Annotated in this window: 12 protein-coding genes and 1 pseudogene; 10 read left to right on the top strand and 3 right to left on the bottom strand. The window is 35.4% G+C overall.

What is annotated here, in order from left to right:
* Positions 1–72: 72 nt before the first annotated feature.
* The 7 genes and pseudogenes from pdxR to ACTYBU_RS11905 all read left to right on the top strand — a co-directional run bounded on the left by pdxR (position 73) and on the right by ACTYBU_RS11905 (position 11,175).
* Complete coding sequence (gene pdxR / locus ACTYBU_RS11935; protein ID WP_445489975.1) at positions 73–1,470, top strand: MocR-like pyridoxine biosynthesis transcription factor PdxR; 1,398 nt, start codon at positions 73–75, stop codon at positions 1,468–1,470.
* A 470-nt stretch (positions 1,471–1,940) separates the two neighbouring features.
* Complete coding sequence (locus tag ACTYBU_RS11930; protein WP_445489974.1) at positions 1,941–2,975, top strand: SepM family pheromone-processing serine protease; 1,035 nt, start codon at positions 1,941–1,943, stop codon at positions 2,973–2,975.
* A 256-nt stretch (positions 2,976–3,231) separates the two neighbouring features.
* Positions 3,232–3,420, top strand: a complete 189-nt coding sequence (locus tag ACTYBU_RS11925; protein WP_445489972.1) for a hypothetical protein — start codon at positions 3,232–3,234, stop codon at positions 3,418–3,420.
* 666 nt (positions 3,421–4,086) lie between these two features.
* Positions 4,087–5,499, top strand: a complete 1,413-nt coding sequence (locus ACTYBU_RS11920) for an amino acid permease (RefSeq protein ID WP_445489971.1) — start codon at positions 4,087–4,089, stop codon at positions 5,497–5,499.
* A 111-nt stretch (positions 5,500–5,610) separates the two neighbouring features.
* Positions 5,611–7,048: pseudogene (locus ACTYBU_RS11915) on the top strand (IS1380 family transposase).
* 454 nt (positions 7,049–7,502) lie between these two features.
* Complete coding sequence (locus ACTYBU_RS11910) at positions 7,503–7,751, top strand: hypothetical protein (protein WP_445489970.1); 249 nt, start codon at positions 7,503–7,505, stop codon at positions 7,749–7,751.
* Positions 7,752–8,421: 670 nt separating this feature from the next.
* Entirely contained in the window at positions 8,422–11,175 is a 2,754-nt protein-coding gene (locus ACTYBU_RS11905) for a tetratricopeptide repeat protein (protein WP_445489968.1), read from the top strand.
* A 48-nt stretch (positions 11,176–11,223) separates the two neighbouring features.
* Here ACTYBU_RS11905 and ACTYBU_RS11900 read toward each other — a convergent pair whose 3' ends face one another.
* A complete protein-coding gene (locus ACTYBU_RS11900) occupies positions 11,224–12,876 on the bottom strand; it encodes a glutamine--tRNA ligase/YqeY domain fusion protein (protein ID WP_445489967.1) in 1,653 nt (550 codons plus the stop codon).
* A 732-nt stretch (positions 12,877–13,608) separates the two neighbouring features.
* On the opposite strand from ACTYBU_RS11900, the gene ACTYBU_RS11895 reads away from it, so the two are divergent.
* From ACTYBU_RS11895 to ACTYBU_RS11885, 3 genes are read left to right on the top strand one after another with little or no spacing between them, the layout of a single operon-like run.
* A complete protein-coding gene (locus tag ACTYBU_RS11895) occupies positions 13,609–15,048 on the top strand; it encodes a circularly permuted type 2 ATP-grasp protein (RefSeq protein ID WP_445489965.1) in 1,440 nt (479 codons plus the stop codon).
* A gap of 1 nt (position 15,049) precedes the next feature.
* Entirely contained in the window at positions 15,050–16,012 is a 963-nt protein-coding gene (locus ACTYBU_RS11890; protein ID WP_445489964.1) for an alpha-E domain-containing protein, read from the top strand.
* The gene (locus ACTYBU_RS11885) at positions 16,009–16,878 is read left to right on the top strand and encodes a transglutaminase family protein (RefSeq protein WP_445489962.1); all 870 of its coding nucleotides are present in this window, start codon (positions 16,009–16,011) and stop codon (positions 16,876–16,878) included. The genes ACTYBU_RS11890 and ACTYBU_RS11885 overlap by 4 nt, the downstream gene beginning before the upstream one ends.
* 226 nt (positions 16,879–17,104) lie before the next feature.
* On the opposite strand, the gene ACTYBU_RS11880 is transcribed toward ACTYBU_RS11885, so the two are convergent.
* Both ACTYBU_RS11880 and ACTYBU_RS11875 read right to left on the bottom strand, forming a co-directional pair.
* Entirely contained in the window at positions 17,105–17,428 is a 324-nt protein-coding gene (locus ACTYBU_RS11880; protein ID WP_445489961.1) for an AzlD domain-containing protein, read from the bottom strand.
* Positions 17,425–18,153 carry an AzlC family ABC transporter permease gene (locus tag ACTYBU_RS11875; RefSeq protein WP_445489959.1) on the bottom strand — a complete coding sequence of 243 codons (729 nt, stop codon included), beginning with the start codon at positions 18,151–18,153 and terminating at the stop codon, positions 17,425–17,427. Before ACTYBU_RS11875 ends, ACTYBU_RS11880 begins: the two co-directional genes overlap by 4 nt.
* Positions 18,154–18,173 lie beyond the last annotated feature (20 nt).

Here is an 18,173-nt window from a genome sequence, read left to right as displayed (position 1 = left end):
CACTGGTATATAATAGAACCACTAATTATATGATTTGATGGTACCAGATGAAATATGGAGGGGGTGAAAACGATGATTTTTACAACAGTAGACCGTACTAGTTCGAAGTCTTTAACTCAACAAGTTTATGAACAAATCCGCAAAGGAATTTTAGATAAAAAATTGCTGGAAGGGCAGAAATTATTTTCTACAAGAGAGTTAGCTTCAACAATCGGTGTATCACGGAATGTCGTATTAGAAGCCTACGAACGACTTATATCAGAAGGCTATTTGGAAGTTAAACCAAAATCTGGTACATTTGTTGCAAAAGGAACTTCCCTATCGAAGATTTCTGATTATCCTTATGAAAAAGATAAAAAAGAAACAAAAAAACTGGAGAATGCAGTAATCGATTTTAAAGGCGGCAATCCAGCTATAGATCATTTTCCAAGAAAAAAATGGGGGCAGCTGACAAAAGAAGTCTGCAGTGAATCGCAGCAGCATATTTTTGGCTATAGTGATTCATGCGGCATAGAAGAATTAAGGAATGTATTGGCTGTTTACTTGCAAAGAGCTAGAGGCGTGCAATGCCAGCCAGATCAGATCATTATAACTTCTGGTGCAACACAAGGATTAAGACTTATTACAGAGCTGCTTATTTCAGATCGTCAACAAGACTATATTGCGGTAGAAGATCCAGTAACAGATGAAATGAGAAATATATTTTCTTATGCTAATGCAAAAATACATCCAGTTTCGGTGGATGAAAATGGGATTATTCCCGAATTATTGCCTAAAGAAAGACCAAGCTTTGTATTCGTTATTCCTTCTCATCAGTTTCCTTTAGGCGGGATTTTGTCCATTCAAAGAAGGCTGCAGCTTATTGAGTATGCAAGAAAGATGGATTGTTATATAGTAGAGGATGATTATGATAGTGAGTTTACATATGAGGGAGCTCCTGTACCATCCATGCAAGGAATTGAGCAGGAACATGTATTATATGTTGGAACGTTTAGTAAGATATTGTCCCCAGCCTTAAGAATAGGATATGTTGTTTTGCCGCCGCATTTAGTAGAAGATTTTCAGCAGTTAAAATGGTTTACAGATCGACATACCTCTTCTATTGAGCAATTTGTATTAGCTCGCTTTATAGAGGATGGACACTTTGACAGGCATATTCGCAAAATGAAAAAAATATATCAAGAAAGAAGAGAAGTGTTAGTAAACAGCATTCTTCTGGCCTTTAAAAAAGCAAAGATAATTGGTAAAGCGGCTGGCATGCATTTAGTTGTAGAAATACCGAATGTTGATTTTACAAAAGAAATATGCGATAAAATAACATCATTTGGAGTTCGAATCTATCCTGTAGAGCAATATAGTATGAAAAAAGGGGAGCATAAAGATAAAATTGTAATGGGCTATGGAGGATTAACTGCAGAACAAATAAAAAAAGGCGTGAAATTATTAAAGAAAGCTTTAAATCAAATATAAATCTTCAGTCCTGTCAACAAACTCTCTCTTTTTTAGTTATTCGCCTTACTCGAGTGCTTATTAAGCTTCAAGCACCTCTTAAAAATTATGCCTTGAAATATAAAGTGAACCTTCCATCAGTGGGGGGTTTCTTCATCCCACACTGATGGAAAGCTTGCGGTCCACAGGAAGTGGAGACCTTAGTTTAGGTACTTCCCTCGGACCTTTACGGGCAAGTTTCCCCCAGCTAGCTTCCTTGATTTCTCAGCATCTTGAAATGGGGTCTTACTGCCCGTTAAGAGTGGGGGAAATATTTTCGATCATCCGATTTGTCTCTGTAGTTGAAAAAGATACGCAACGGAAATATGGTGAAGGCTGCTTTCCTGTATATTTAGCGTAATCCAATCTCTTTTTAATGTATTTTTTAAGATTAACGGTCATTATTAGGATCAATATAGTAAGAGAAATTGAAATAAGGGGTATAACGAAATATGAATAAGACAAGAAAGAACAAACATCTAAAAAAAATATATATAGCAATTATTGGAGTACTGATAATATTAGTATTTATTCCAACTCCTTATTATTTAAATCAGCCGGGATCTATTGAACCTTTGGCAGAAAAAGTAACTGTTGAAGATGGACATAAGACGGAAAAAGGCAGCTTGAATTTAACAACAATATATTCCATTAAAGCGAGCAATCCATATATTTGGCTTTATGGTTTAGTGGCACCCCATACGGAAGTAATGAAAGAGGAGGAAGTAAGAGGGGATCTTACAGATGAAGAATATAATGCATTGCTTCTTCATATGATGGATTCTTCCAAGCAAAGTGCCATTATTTCAAGTTTTCATGAAGCAAATAAAAAAGTGGATTTTGATTATAATGGCATATTTGTTTCTGGAGTACTTCCAAATTCAAAAGCTAAATCGATAATAAGTGTTGGCGATATTATACATCAAGTGGATGGAAAATCTTTCAATGAAGCAGAACAGCTTATTGCCTATTTAAAAGGAAAAAAAGCAGGAGAAAAAGTAAAGGTTCAGTATACGCATAATAAAAAAACAAAAACAGCTTCAGTTGAGACAATTGTTGTAAAGAAAAGCACTGGCCAGGTAGGCATAGGGATTGCACCAGAAGATAACATGTCCATTCAGCCTTCTTTAGATGTAAACATTAATAGTGCCAATATTGGCGGCCCATCTGCAGGGTTGATGTTTTCATTAGAAATATATAACCAAATAATAGAAGGAGATTTAACAAAAGGCTACAAAGTAGCCGGCACTGGAACAATGGATGCAAAAGGGAATGTTGGCCAAATTGGCGGAATTCGACATAAAATCGTTGCAGCACATAAAGCGGGTGTTGATATATTCTTTTATCCAGAAGATATAAATAAAGAGGATACAAATGAAAAAGAAATCAAAGATGAAGTGAAAAAAGAAGGATATGACATTAAAATAGTTCCTGTTCGGACATTAAGAGAAGCAATCGACTATTTAAATGCTCTGCCTAAAAAATAAAATAAACGGAAAAAGGGAAGTGAGAGTTTTCCAACAGTTTGAGTCGTAAAGCATCTTTACAGCTCAGAGTGTAGACAAAGTGTTAAAAGCACAAACTGCAGGCTGAGTCGTAATGGTATCTTTACGGCTTTTTTTGCGCAGTTAAACAACAATGGGGGGCATAAGTTTAAAATTACAGAAACAGGGAACAGTATAAATATCACTTACCAAGTACGTAAAGTATTATCATTTTTATGATAATACGAGGGAGGTTCACATGAACGAGTTTTTAAATGGTATTTTTAGTTTGTTTTACAGTTTTTTTGCAGTTCCGCTCTTGTTAATTTTTATTATCATTGCTATTTTTGCAGTTAACGAAATAAGAAAAAGACGCAGAAAAAACAGAGAAGAGTGGCACGGGGAATCGCCAGTAGAAAAAATAGAAAAAACCGATAAGAAGGAATAAAGAATCACAGTATTAACTGTTGGTTCTTTTTTTATGGAATTTCCTGTTAGATATCCTGACAAAAATACAGACGAAAACCGGAAAGATGGTAGAACGATAATAAGTGATATTTATGATGGAAGTTTACTTTATAGCATTCACTTTTTTAGTAATCTCATTTAATAGAGCTGGCCTAGGGTGACGGTAATAAACTAGGGTTAAACATTATTATGTGAGAAAACATGACGAAAAAAATCAACCGATCGCATTCGTAAAGGATTTATTTCTAAACAATATCTGGATGAGTTTTAGGAAATAATTGATAAAAAGAGAGGTGGGTTTAAAGTAAATGAATATTTTTTGTATGTAAATATTTAGGTTGATAATATAACCCATAAAAAACTAAAATTCAATTTGAATATATTTTATTCTGTTTTTATTCGAAATGAAGTTTATTTATTATAAATAAATACATTTTATTATATGAAAAACACTATTAATAACTTAATATTATTGGAAAGAAAATTGAAAATAATAAAATAATTAAAAAAGGAGAGAAGTTTATTACCACTGATTTTTCTTTGATCAATTCATGGGAAATAATGAAACTAGCAAATAAATGAGTAAATTTTATTGAAAATCGAGTCAGAAAACTTAACATTTATGTTTTAACGGGAGGAAAAATGTGTGAATTTTTTTCGAAAAAAGTCGATTAATTTATTATTGTCTCAAGCAAATAACAAAGGATCTCATTTAAAAAAAGATTTAGGTGCCTTTGATTTAACAATGCTTGGGATAGGAGCGATTATTGGAACAGGTATATTTGTGTTAACTGGAGTTGCTGCTTCTTTACATGCAGGACCCGCACTTGTTGTTTCTTTTGTATTATCTGGTCTTGCCTGCTTATTCGCAGCCCTTTGCTATTCTGAATTTGCTTCGATAGTACCTACATCTGGAAGTGCTTATACTTATAGCTATGCTACATTTGGCGAGTTGATTGCATGGATATTAGGTTGGGATCTTATCTTAGAATATGGATTGGCTTCTTCAGCTGTTGCAAGTGGATGGTCTGGTTATTTTCAAGGGCTTCTTTCAGGTTTTGGAATACATCTGCCAACAGCCTTAACGAGTGCATACAATCCTGAAAAAGGAACGTATATTGATTTGCCAGCTATTTTAATCGTTTTTCTTATTACCACGCTTCTCATAAGCGGTGTAAAAAAATCGTCTCGATTTAATGCCATTATGGTTCTTGTAAAGGTTAGCGTTATTCTTTTATTTATTTTTGTAGGTTTTAATTATGTCAAACCAGAAAATTGGACACCGTTTATGCCGTTTGGTTTTTCTGGAGTTGCGGTTGGCGCTGCTACAGTATTTTTTGCTTATTTAGGATTCGATGCTGTTGCTACAGCGGCTGAAGAAGTAAAGAATCCTCAGCGCAATATGCCAATTGGAATTATTGCTTCTCTTGCTGTTTGTACCGTTCTTTATATCATTGTCAGCTCGATTCTTACTGGAATTGTCCCATATACAGAATTAAATGTTAAAAACCCTGCTGCATTTGCCCTGCAATATATTCATCAAGATTGGGCTGCTGGATTTATCTCTCTCGGTGCGATTGTAGGGATCACAACAGTATTGCTTGTCATGCTGTATGCTCAAACAAGGTTGTTTTATTCAATGAGTCGTGATGGGCTATTACCCAAGGTTTTATCAAAAGTAAACACAAAAACGAAAACACCTATTTCCAATACACTTATTACAGGTGCTATTGTAGCTGTTTTTGCAGGGTGTGTTCCATTGAATAAATTAGCTGAGCTTGCAAATATTGGAACATTATTCGCCTTTATTGTTGTATCCATTGGAATTCTTGTATTAAGAAAAACACAGCCAGAATTAAAAAGACCATTTAAAGTACCGTTTGTACCAGTAGTTCCAATCTTATCGGTTCTATTTTGCGGCTTTTTAATTATTCAGCTTCCAGGTTATACATGGATAAGTTTTTGTATTTGGCTGGTAATTGGGCTAATCGTTTACTTTGTATATGGAAGAAAAAATAGTGAATTAGGGAAAGCAGAAAAGAAAAAGGAAGTAGCTTAACTGCTCCATAGGAAAAGCTATGAACAAATGACACAATCACGTCTAGATGAAGTATTAGATAAAGGGATTATTCGCGTCGGAACTATGGGAGACTATAAACCTTTTACTTAAATGAATCCGTCAACCAAACAATTTGAAGGATTTAATATAGACGCTGCAAATCTTTTGGCAAAAGACTTAGGGGCTAAAGTAGAATTTGTACAAACTTCTTGGCCGACCTTAATTAAGGACCTGCAGGATGATAAATTTGATATTGCTATGGGCGGGATTACAAGAAATTTTGAAAGACAGAAAGTTAGTAATTTGAGCCCAGCATATTTTACAGATGGAAAAATCCCCTTAATCCGAGATGAAGATAAAGATCGTTTTAAAAGTCTTAAAGACATTAATCAGTCTTCTGTACGAATTGGCGTAAATCCAGATGAAAATCTACTTCGTCAAAAGGTTTATCAAATGATTGCTGGATATGCAGAAGATGGTGCGGTCTGATCATTTAACGGAATATTTTGTATTTACTCAAATTCTGGGAACTTCTGCCCTAGCTTCCCAACCTAGTTTATCTCGTTTTTTTAAACGATTTGATGTCGAATCGATCGAACAATTAGGACATGTTAATCAGGAACTACTCGATAAAGTTCATTCGTTTAGAGAATCTAAAGCACTCATCTTTGATTTGGATTCCATACATGCCGATACTTATGGATGCCAAGAATCTTCGGCGTACAATGCTCATTATGGAACGGTTGGTTTTCATCCGTTAGTTGCCTTTGATGGACTAACAGGCGATTTTCAGAAAGCCAAATTACGTCCTGGAAATGTGTATACATCTAACGGAGTGGTTGAATTCATTCAACCACTTATCGAACATTACAATGAGATATTCCCTGAGACATCCCATTTTCTTCGTGGAGATAGTGGTTTTGCGGTCCCTGTTTTGTACGATTTGTGCGAAAAAGAATCGATTTATTACGTCATCCGTTTAAAATCAAACGCTACTCTACAAGGAATTGCTGAAGAATATCATCCATCTTCTACGCCTTCCGATTTGACAAAAGCAGAATGTTATTACGAAGAAACGATTTATCAAGCGAAATCATGGTCTAAGCCGCGAAAAGTGATTATTCAATCGACATGTCCTGCAGGGGAACTCTTCTTTATTTATTCCTTTTTTATCACTAATTTAGGGGATGCTTTTTCTCCTAAAGATATCGTTCTTTCTTATCAAAAAAGAGGAACGATGGAGAACTATATCAAGGAAGCTAAAAATGGATTCAGAATAGATAAAATGAACAGCCACTCCTTCCAAGTAAATGAAGTAAAAATGATGGTAAGTCTTTGAGCTTATAACTTAACGAATTGGCTGCGTACACTCTGTTTTCCAAAATAGAAACAAAAAATGCAGATAGATACGATTCGAACTCGAATCATTAAGGTGGCAAGTAAATTGGTGAAATCTGGACGATCCTTGTATTTCAAACTATCGTCTAGTTTTGTGTATCAAGCATTCTTTTGGAGCGTTCTTCAAAAGGTTCAACAATTAAAGATCTAAAGGCTGTTTTTAAAAAGATTGTTGTTTGAAAATAACGATAAATAAGAAGAACGGAGCAGACTGAATACACGAAGACTCCTGTGGGATTAGTGAGACAGGTGAGACCCCACAGGAGCTTGCGACGAGGAGGCTCACCGCTCGCCCCACGGAAAGCGAAGTGTATTCAGGCTGCGGTTAAATTAACAACAATCTTTAAAAAGAGAGTCTATAAAAAGTATCCAAAACGATCTTTTCCTATTTCAAAAAAAGGAAGTAGACCAAGGGAGAAGTCTGCCCAAAAACAGCTAGAAAAAGGAAAGTTTTATCTTCGGTTATCACTTTCTAGTTAAAGAGATCTTTTACGTTTAAAATTTTAAGAAATCGCAAAGAATTTTTGATGACTTTCTTCACTTTGAAACAGGTATGAATAATTCGGGTTGGAGTATATTTTTATTTTATATATGAAAACGGTAGTTTGGAGCAGACGCACTTTTATTCTGAAGGCATGGCGCCAGCATTAGCTGCAAAATTGGCTGAAACACTACGAGTTGAGAGAGAGCAAATTATTGTTGGGAATAGATCCGACGAAATTATTCGATTATTAACGATAACCTATATTGAGGTAAAGGAAGAAGTCTATAGCAAACTTTCAATATATGCCATCTTAGGATGTTCATTCCTAGTCTTTTGCATCGTATTTCAAAAGTTGATTTCAGACTGTTGACCTATATGAAACAGGCAAAAAGTATAGAGAACGGGTACATGGGCACTAGAGGAACACCTCTAAATTAAAGTACGCTAATTGAAAGGTGAAAGCTTCGTTTTCTTATTTTATAAAATCAGAAAGTATAAGTTTTTGGAAGTCTGAGAAGTGTCTAGCGCAAGCCCCCTATCGACTTCAACGCTTCCCTCACCTCGTCTATGATAAGTCAACATCGAATCGCTTGCGCTCTTCGTGTTTCCTTTATCTCACTGTAAGGTACACAATCTAAAACCGCCACGTCCTTATGTCTTCGATTGTGTGATCCACATCCTGTGGAACTCACCTTATTCTGTCGATGAGCAAGGGCGCTTGCGCCTTTCTTAGGAGATAGATAGTTTTTCCCATGAAATGAAGATGACTTTCTAACACTTAGTTTAGAATTATATTCTTGATGAGAAGTAAATAAACTGTAACAAAAATGAACTATTCCCGCAATAAAGAAGGAAATCACATTTGCTACAATGAAATTACATAAAAGGCTTAAAATTTGGATAAAAAAATGCACATGGCTCGCTAATGGCATATTCGTAAATAGCAAGAAATCAGAATCCGTTATTTTCCTTGTATAAAATGCATATAATCTCATTGATTGAAGGAAATAAAAATTCTAATAGAATAACAGGGGGAAGTTATGACTTTAGAAAAAAAGTTAATTGATAAAAAATATTACGAGGGATACATAAAGGATCGGACGGAACTTCCTATTGAAGTGCTGGGAAAATTATATATAACAGAACAAAGCAAAAATATACCGGATTTAACTTCTATTCGTTTTGCACAAGGCGAGCTTTATTTTCAGTATCAAGATTATGAAACAGCGATCTTTAAATGGGAAAATATCAACAATGAATTAGAGCCTTGGGCAAAGAAAAACCTGGCGGATGCATATATGGCCCTAGGAGAGTTATCGACTGCTGAAAGCATCTATAAAGCAATTGTTTCTGATTCTGATTTGTTGAACGTCGAGATTTCTTTACAATTATTTGCCCTCTATATAGAAAAAAGCAACCATGAAATGGCGCTTGAAACGATTAAACAGCTCATTTTAATACATCCTGACTATAATAATATGACAATGCTTGCACGGTCTTATTTCGAGGAACAAGCGTATTGGAATTATGCGATAGAGCTAGCTGTTAAGGAAGGGATAAGAACGGAGTCATTAAAATGGTATGACGCTTTAATCAAGTATGCAGATTTAGGAGTAACCGCCAAATATGAACCTGCATATTTTTTATCTAGTCTAAATAATGTACAGAAGCTGGATCAGCAAAAATGTGAACAGCTGGCAATTTCATTATGCAAAAACTATAAAAAGACGAATCACTATTTAACATGGCTAAAAGAATTTAATCAATTATTATCTAAATTTCCGTCGGATTCAGTGAGAATGTGGAGCGAACTTCCATCTGAATTAGGAAAAACCTATTTAGAATTAATTAGCGGAGCGTATCCTCTCAAAGATATTGAAGAAATTGCACCGCTTGTTTTGAGCAACTTCTTTATGATGGCAGAAGATGAACAAGGGATTATTGCAGCCTCCTATATACTGGCATGGAATGATATGTTTCCATTTACTATTGATAGCAATTATGTAGAAAAAGCAGAAAAAATGATTAATGAAACAGCTGGAACAAACGTAGATTTTGAACAATTTATAGAGTTGTTTAAAGAAATATTAAATTGGGCAGATAATCATGATATTCGCTTAGATAAGAAATTTGCTAAAAAATTTATGGAATATATTCCATCTGAGGCTGTTCATCTTTTAATTATTGGCTCCTCTGGAAATGGTGTGAATGATTACATTAATGAACTGATTGGCGAAACAATTTTATCAGAGGAAACAACAAGTCTGGTCACCATTAAAGACAATGATTATTTAGAAATTAAGGAAGTTACAGATGATAATGATGATACGATTGATAATTTATCCAATTTTTACGATGAATTACTGACATCAAATAATCATGCTCAAGAGGTAAGAGTATATGAGTTAAATACACCATCATCCTATTTGCATGATAATAATTGGGCCGTGTCCACCGCGCCTTTTTATCAAAATGATTCTTATGCAGAATATGTACTGTTAGCAGATAGTCTAGTCTATGTAATGAATGATAGATCGTTGTTTCAATATAATGAATATGAAAAATTATTAGAATGGCAGGAGAAGGTTCCACATCTTACCATTCAATTTTTAATTTATGTGGAAGAAGTGGAGAATGAAAAGGTTGCAACAAAAAGATTGCAAAAGGCCACTTCTACTATTCAGCATTATTTTCCAGCAAGCAAAATCTTCATTTATTCAAAACAGGAAGATAGAAACTATCAATTGACTAAAATCAGCAGCTATTACCAAAGGCATTTTGCAGAAAGAGGAATGGTGGAAGAACGAACAGCAAAAAGTATTTCTATTATTCAAGACCTCATTACAAATTTGCTTGATAAGCGTGTAGAAATGGAAGATAGTTTAAGAGCTACACTGACTATGTACGAAGAAATTGTTAGTAAATTGACTGGTGCAAGCAATCAATTAACGGATATGGAATTAGAAAAAGCAAAGACCATTTCAGCAGAATTTATGAAAGTGAAGGAAAACGTAACACAGCAAATGATGGAAGAGATACCTAAAATGCTGAAATCGTGCAAAGATATGGTGAAAGAAGACAGCGATTTTGGAAATATTCATGTTGTATTAAATGATGAGATGAATAAGCGGATTAACCAATATGTACAGCATACACTATTGCCGAGTCTTCATAATCAAATTACAGTATGGATTGAACGGTCAGAACAAGAGCTTAGAAGCAGTCAAAGTTATATGCAGGAGCTTTGTGAGGGTTTTAATGTACTTTATGAAAACAATCAAGTGGAACTTTCCTGCGATTTCTCTGTTCTTGATGATTGGAAAAGAGACGCCCGCAGGATGACAAGCGGCATTACGATTGATCATTTAAACATATTATTGCGTTTAAAGCCGTCACAGGTTTTATTAAAAAGTGCAGGTAAGCTTTTCGGAAGTATTCCGCAAAATAAAAAAATACTCTATGCAAAATATCAAAAATTGCTTGAAACAGAAGATTTTTCTGAAGTTGCATCTACTGTGGTGCAGACATTTACTGTTCCATTCGACTTTTTTGAAAAAGGGATTGATAGAGATGTCAGCATGTTCTTTAAAAACCCTCAAAATGTACTGAAACAAACAATTGGAGAAAAAGTAGAAGAAATAAAAGAATATAAGAGCTTATTGGAAAAACTGAAAAACAATCCAGAGATGTTCCATGATCCATTAAGACTTTTTGAACTTCAATTATTGCAGTATGATTGGTTAACCAATACACCCAAACTAGCAACTGCAGGAGTTTTTCAAGAAGAAAAGTAAGAAAAAGGCAGCCCTTATATCGGGCTGCTTTCACTATTTTAAGAAGGTTTACAGCTTAAATGAGCTTTTTAATGAAACAATGCGGTTAAATACAGGTTTTTCAGAAGTTGTATACTTTGGTTCTACACTGAAGTATCCATGTCTGAAAAATTGAAACTTGTCGTATGCTTGTACATCTTTCATATTTGGCTCAATAAATCCTTGTACAATCTCTAGAGAATGTTGGTTTACATAATCTAAAAATGTTTTGCCTTCTTCTTCCTCTTCTGTTTCATCATCTAAAATAAGCGGTTCATATAGACGGAACTCCACAGGGATAGCTTGTGTAGCTTCTACCCAATGAAGGGTTCCTTTTACTTTTCTACCTGTAAAGCCTGTTCCGCTTTTCGTTTCAATATCGTAAGTACAATGCAATTCAATCACATTGCCATCTTCATCTTTAATGACTTCATCACATTTAATAAAATACGCATGTTTTAAGCGAACTTCATTACCTGGAAATAATCGGAAATACTTTTTTGGAGGATTTTCCATAAAATCTTCTTGTTCGATATAGATTTCTCGAGAAAATGGTATTTGTCTTGTTCCCATTTCAGGATTTTCGGGATTAATTTCTGCATCAAGCATTTCCACTTGTCCTTCAGGATAGTTGGTAATTACAACTTTTAATGGATTCAAAACACCCATTGTTCTTGGCGCCTTTAATTTTAAATCTTCACGAACAAAGTGATCCAGCATCGCAGAATCAACCGCGCCAGAGCCTTTAGAAATACCTAGCTCTTTGCAAAAAGCTTGTATGGCTTCTGGTGTTACGCCTTTTCTTCTTAAGCCGGAAATAGTAGGCATTCGTGGGTCGTCCCATCCATCTACATACTTTTCATCGACTAATTGTTTTAATTTACGTTTACTCATAACCGTATTTGTAATGTTTAATCGGCCGAACTCAATTTGCTGTGGTGTGCTTTCCATTTCACATTCTTGAATAACCCAATCATATAGTGGACGTTGATCTTCGAATTCTGTTGTACAAAGAGAATGTGTAACTCCTTCAATAGCATCCTCTAATGGATGAGCAAAAGCGTACATCGGGTAAATACACCATTTATCACCTGTATTATGGTGGCTTGCATGTGAAATGCGATAAATAACTGGATCACGCAAATTTATATTTGGCGAAGCCATATCGATTTTAGCACGAAGCACTTTTTCGCCATTTTCAAATTCACCATTACGCATTGCTTTAAAAAGCTGAAGGTTTTCTTCCACATTTCTTGTCCGGTAAGGACTCTCTTTTCCAGGTTCAGTTAAAGTTCCCCGGTACTCGCGAATTTCATCGGCAGATAAATCATCTACATAAGCAAGTCCTTTTTCAATTAGCAATATTGCGCGATTGTACATTTCATCAAAATAATCTGAAGCAAAAAGCAAATTTTCCCACTTGTAGCCAAGCCACTCAACATCTTTTTTTATGGCGTTAACATATTCAATATCCTCTTTTAATGGATTGGTATCATCAAAGCGAAGATTTGTTTTCCCGTTAAACTCATCTGCTAATCCAAAATTGATAAAGATTGATTTTGCATGTCCGATATGTAAATAGCCATTTGGTTCTGGTGGGAATCGCGTAATCACAGAACGATGTTTCCCTGTTTCTAAATCTTCTTTAATAATATTCTTTATAAAATTGGAATTGTTTTCCACTTATATAGCCACCTTTCGTTATATATGGAGTTTTTAGTAAGTAATCAAGAATAAAATCCTTTTTTTTGAAGCAAATCTGCAAGTTGATGATGGAGAAATAAAAAAGTTCTTCTATATGATTATATCAATAATATAACCAAAATTTTATTATAAACTTCAAAGAAAGGAAACGAAAGTAGAATAAATTATCAGGCTGTCGACAAACGCTCGATTTTGTTCGTTATTCGTCTTGCTCATTACTAGGCAAAAGAGGATGAACGACTAAGTACTCAACCATGGAAAATCGCATATGCCACGGGTTTATGTCTTCGCCGATTTTCTCGCATCCTGCGAGCCTGCGTCAACGACGATTGACTTACATCCTTCAAGTCTAGATCAGCCTTGTAAGGTTTGGAAAATGCTACTTTGTCTACCCTGAAAAGTGTGGTGTTCTTGTGAGGTCTCACCTATCTCGCTAATCCCACAGGAGTCTTCGTGTATTCAGGCTGCTCTCCCTGCTTCAACTAAAACAATAAACTTAAAAAAACTGCTTCTTTTCATGTGCCTTGGTGCAAATTTTATTAGCATGGATGTCTACCCTCTGACTCATTCTCTTTATTTTTCTTTTGTTAATTTTGGCTGAATTTTAATAAAATTCTAAATTTAACTCAAAATGGGAAAGGATATTGCAAAAATCTGTCGAATAATTTGGATTATAAAGGCAGGTGCTGTTAATTGATTAATAAATATGAGATGAAAAAAAATTACTTTGATGAAATGTTTGAAAATTCAGAAAAACCACATAACCATTATAAGACGTTATGGAGCAACATGTCTTCTTTGGATGATGAGTCTATTAAGAGAAGGCATATGCTTGCCGAACAGGATTTTATGCGTCAAGGTATAACATTTACCGTTTATGATAATGAAGAAGGAACGGAAAGAACCATGCCGTTTGATCCCTTGCCCCGTATTATTTCTCAAAAGGAATGGCAAGTAATTGAAAAAGGTTTGCAGCAAAGAATCAAAGCGTTAAATTGTTTTCTCGAGGATATTTATACAGATCAGAATATTTTAAAGGATAAAATTGTTCCCCGCGAGTTGATCGTAACATCTCCACATTTTTATCATCAAGTCTACGGAGTGAAAGTGCCGAAAAAAAATCATATTTTTATTGCAGGCATCGATTTAATCCGTGATGAAAAAGGAAATTACCTTGTGCTGGAAGATAATATCCGGAATCCATCCGGGCTATCATATGTCTTTCAAAACCGGTATATTATGCGGAAGCTTTTCCCTGAATTATTCAAAGAATACGAATTGCAGTCATTGGATAATTGTTTATATGAAATGCTTGAAGCGTTAAAATATATTGCCCCGAAAAATATTGAAAAACCGACGATTGTTTTATTAACACCCGGCATGTATAATTCGGCCTATTATGATCACAGCTTTTTAGCAAGGCAAATGGGAATTGAGCTGGTGGAAAGCAGGGACTTGGTTGTTCAAGAACGGGTAGTATATATGAAAACAACTAGAGGATTGCAGCAAGTAGATGTTATTTATCGTCGAATAGATGATGATTATTTGGATCCATTAGAATTCAAGGAAGACTCGTTGATAGGAGTGCCAGGATTATTGGATGCGTACCGTGCAGGAAATGTCTCTATCGCTAACGCTATTGGCAATGGGGTTGCAGATGATAAAGCTACATATGCTTATGTTCCCGATATGATTCGCTACTATTTAAATGAAGAGCCCATTTTATCGAATGTGAAAACATATATTTTGTCTAAAAAAGAAGATTATGAGTATGCATTAAATCATTTAGATGAGCTTGTTATTAAAGAAAGAAACTCATCTGGCGGCTATAATATGCTAATCGGTCCTCATGCAACCGAAGAGCAGAAAAGCATTTTTCGAGCAAAAATAATCAACAATCCAGAAAACTTTATTGCACAGCCAACTATCTCGCTTTCTACCTTGCCAACTCATACTGCAGAGGGAATTCAAAGCAGACATGTCGATCTTCGTGCATTTGTTTTATTGAATGAAAAACCGCACATTATTCCAGGAGGATTAACGAGGGTTGCCTTAAAGAAAGGTTCGCTAGTAGTGAATTCATCCCAAGGCGGCGGAAGTAAAGATACATGGGTATTAGGCAATAGCACAGATAGCAAGGAGGCAGAATAAAATGTTAAGTCGTGTGGCAGACTCACTTTATTGGATAGCGCAGAATATGGAACGGGCAGATAGTGTGGCTAAATTATTATCTGCAAGGCTCGTAAGTATTTTAGAAAATCAAGATCCTTTGCTGGGAACAGAGAGTGATTGGAAAGAGGTAATTGAAATTGCAAGCGATAAGGAGGAGTTTAGAAAAATTTATGATTCTTATAATCGTGAATCTGTTATTCAATACCTTGCGTTTTCTAAACAAAACAGCAATTCCATTTTATCTTGTATAAAAGTTGCAAGAGAAAATGCTAAGATGGTAAGGGAGATTCTGCCCATTGAATTGTGGGAAGTAATCAATGATCTTTACTTAGAGATAAAAGAAGTTAGTTTTTTTGAAACAAATAATGAGGATTTGAACCGGTTCCTGCAAAGTATTCATGAAAAATATTTTTTATTTCAAGGGATAATTTCAGGTTTCATGTCTCGAAGAGAAGGATATTTATTTTTAGTATTCGGGAAATATTTGGAGGTTATTCGAAAGCTGGCAAGAACACTGGATGTATATTATCATAAAAAAAGAACAGAACGGTTTGAAAAGGAAGATATTCAATATCATTACTGGAGTTCCGTTTTAAGCAGTTTAAGCGGTTATCATTCGTATATCCAAAAATATCAGGCATCAATGGATCCGGTAAAGATAGTGAATTATCTGCTATTCGATGATTCGCAGCCGCGTTCTGCAAGCTACGGAGTTCAGCAGCTGGTAAATGCCTTTCAAGTACTGGAAAAGCAGCAAATAAATGATTATGCACAAAAGCTTTATGGTAAATTAGAAGAGCTTCATCAAGAATTACGCTATGATTCCGTGAAAAACCTGCCAGTTTCCCTTCATGAATACTGTCAAAAGCTACAGTCTCTTTGTGATTCGGTTGGAATTGCGATAATGGAGACATATTATTTAGGAGAGATGAGTCCAACATGAAATACGAAGTGCTTCAACGATCACATTATAAATATAGATTGCCAGTGAAGCAAAGCATTAATCAATGTATTTTTAAACCATTATCCACTACAAATCAGAAATTATTACAATATGAATTGAGGATTAAACCACACACATCCTACTATAATCATAATGATTATTGGGGAAATGAAGTCAGCAGCTTTTACCTATGGGAACCGCATGATGAATTATTGGTAGAATCTCGATCTGTATTGGAAATTGATTATCAAAAGCCAAAGGTTTTTATAAATGAACACATAAAAAATCAAATGAACTTGCCTTCCTTTCAAGCGGAGTTTGCAGAATTTCTTATGCCTACATCGTATACTATGCTGAAAAAAGAGATGCTGCAATCCATTACAGATACGCTTGGAGGAAGGGATTTGGACGTATATACCTTTTTGCATAGACTAAATGAATACATCTATACAAATTTTGCCTATGTGCCAGGAGCAACTCATGTAAAAACAGTTGCACATGAAGCTTTTGAGAAACTTTCAGGGGTTTGCCAAGACTTTTCTCATGTTATGTTAGGCATATGCAGAGATGCTGGTATTCCAGCACGTTATGTGAGCGGCTATATTTATGGTGGCGAAGATGCAGCAATGCGTGGGGATTCTCAAACACACGCATGGGTGGAAGTGTATATTCCAGAGCATGGATGGATTGGCTTTGACCCAACCAACAACATGATGGCATTAAATCAGCATATTTGTGTTGCTACAGGAAGGGATTATGCAGATATTACGCCATTAAAAGGGGTGTATATTGGCAGTGGTGCACAAGAGCTGAACGTATCGATAAGTGTAAGCAAGGTAAAAGATGACGATAAAGTTTATTGTTGAACAAAGAGCATTCCTGCTTGGATACTTTTAGAGGGCAGACAAAGTATTCTTTGTACAAACTACAGGCTGATCGAAAACGTTTGTATTTCGAGGCGTGAAGCCTTAGGAGGAGCGCAGTTACCGTGGTTGGGTAATGAGCATCCGAGTAAGGCGAACAACGAAGAAATCGAGCGTTTGTCGACAGCTTGAGAGCATTCCTGCTTTGACAAGGGATGCTCTTTTTCCATTAAAATAACAATCGAATGATTGCCATACAACCAACACCAGTTAATACAGTAGTCAGCAAGCTTTTTGTTTTAATTGCAATGATAAAGGCAGGAATTGCAGCAGCTAATACGGTCCAATTCAAATGGAGGCCGTCTTTATTGTCTATTAAGAAACTTTGTACAATTAATCCTGTGAAGATGCAGACAGGTATATAAGAAAGCCATTTTTCCACTGGTGCTGGGATGGAAAAATTACGAACCAGCAAAAAAGGGAAGACTCTCGGTATAATGGTTACAAGTGTACAGCCTAATAAAAGAAGAAGAAATTCATTTGTTATGCTCATTTATCTGTCATCACTCCTATAGAAGCTACAATGATAGTAGACAGGATTACAGCAAGACTGCTGGCAACAAAAGAAGAAAGAACAAGCATGCAAATGACCATCATCAGCATAAGGAATAAGTAATGCTTTAGTTTAGAAGGTGTAATGGTTTGCAACTGCAGAATAAGCAAGGCGATAAACATGCTGGTTAAAGCAAAATCAAATCCTAATATTTGCGGATCAGGAATCCATCCCCCTAAATAAGCACCCACAGTACAGGAAATAATCCAAACGATATATGCGGTCAAATTAAGTCCATTCATCCATCGGTCGCTTATAGGATGTTTTTTTGCCAGCTTGATGATAGCAACCCCAAAGGATTCATCTGTTACCAAGCTTCCTATCCCAAGATTTTTCCATAAAGAATAGGATGTAAACTTTGGAGCTAATACGGAGCTAAGCAATAAATGCCTTAGATTCACGATAAAGGTTGTTAGAATAATAGCGCTAATTGGGCTGGATGCGGCAATCATTGCACATATAATAAATTGTGAAGAACCAGCATATACAAATGTTGACAGTAAAAACACTTGGAAAATGGATAAACCACCTGATAGGCCAACAATGCCCATAGCAATACCAATGCTAATATAGCCTAATAAGGTTGGAATACAGTCTTTAACTCCCTCCAAAAAGGTAGGAGAAGATGTTTCTTGTTCTGGAAAAGCTTTATAAGTATCCACCATTTTACTCCTTTTTTTTGTAT

The sequence above is a fragment of the Niallia sp. 03133 genome (assembly GCF_052663225.1).
This window is presented reverse-complemented; position numbering and strand designations above follow the sequence as displayed.

Bases quoted from the DNA above. Each gene is read 5' to 3' on its own strand.
- ACTYBU_RS11895 (WP_445489965.1), top strand. From the start codon at position 13,609: ATGAAAAAAAATTACTTTGATGAAATGTTTGAAAATTCAGAAAAACCA.
- ACTYBU_RS11875 (WP_445489959.1), bottom strand. From the start codon at position 18,153: ATGGTGGATACTTATAAAGCTTTTCCAGAACAAGAAACATCTTCTCCT.
- ACTYBU_RS11890 (WP_445489964.1), top strand. From the start codon at position 15,050: ATGTTAAGTCGTGTGGCAGACTCACTTTATTGGATAGCGCAGAATATG.
- ACTYBU_RS11905 (WP_445489968.1), top strand. From the start codon at position 8,422: ATGACTTTAGAAAAAAAGTTAATTGATAAAAAATATTACGAGGGATAC.
- ACTYBU_RS11930 (WP_445489974.1), top strand. From the start codon at position 1,941: ATGAATAAGACAAGAAAGAACAAACATCTAAAAAAAATATATATAGCA.
- ACTYBU_RS11880 (WP_445489961.1), bottom strand. From the start codon at position 17,428: ATGAGCATAACAAATGAATTTCTTCTTCTTTTATTAGGCTGTACACTT.
- pdxR (WP_445489975.1), top strand. From the start codon at position 73: ATGATTTTTACAACAGTAGACCGTACTAGTTCGAAGTCTTTAACTCAA.
- ACTYBU_RS11925 (WP_445489972.1), top strand. From the start codon at position 3,232: ATGAACGAGTTTTTAAATGGTATTTTTAGTTTGTTTTACAGTTTTTTT.
- ACTYBU_RS11885 (WP_445489962.1), top strand. From the start codon at position 16,009: ATGAAATACGAAGTGCTTCAACGATCACATTATAAATATAGATTGCCA.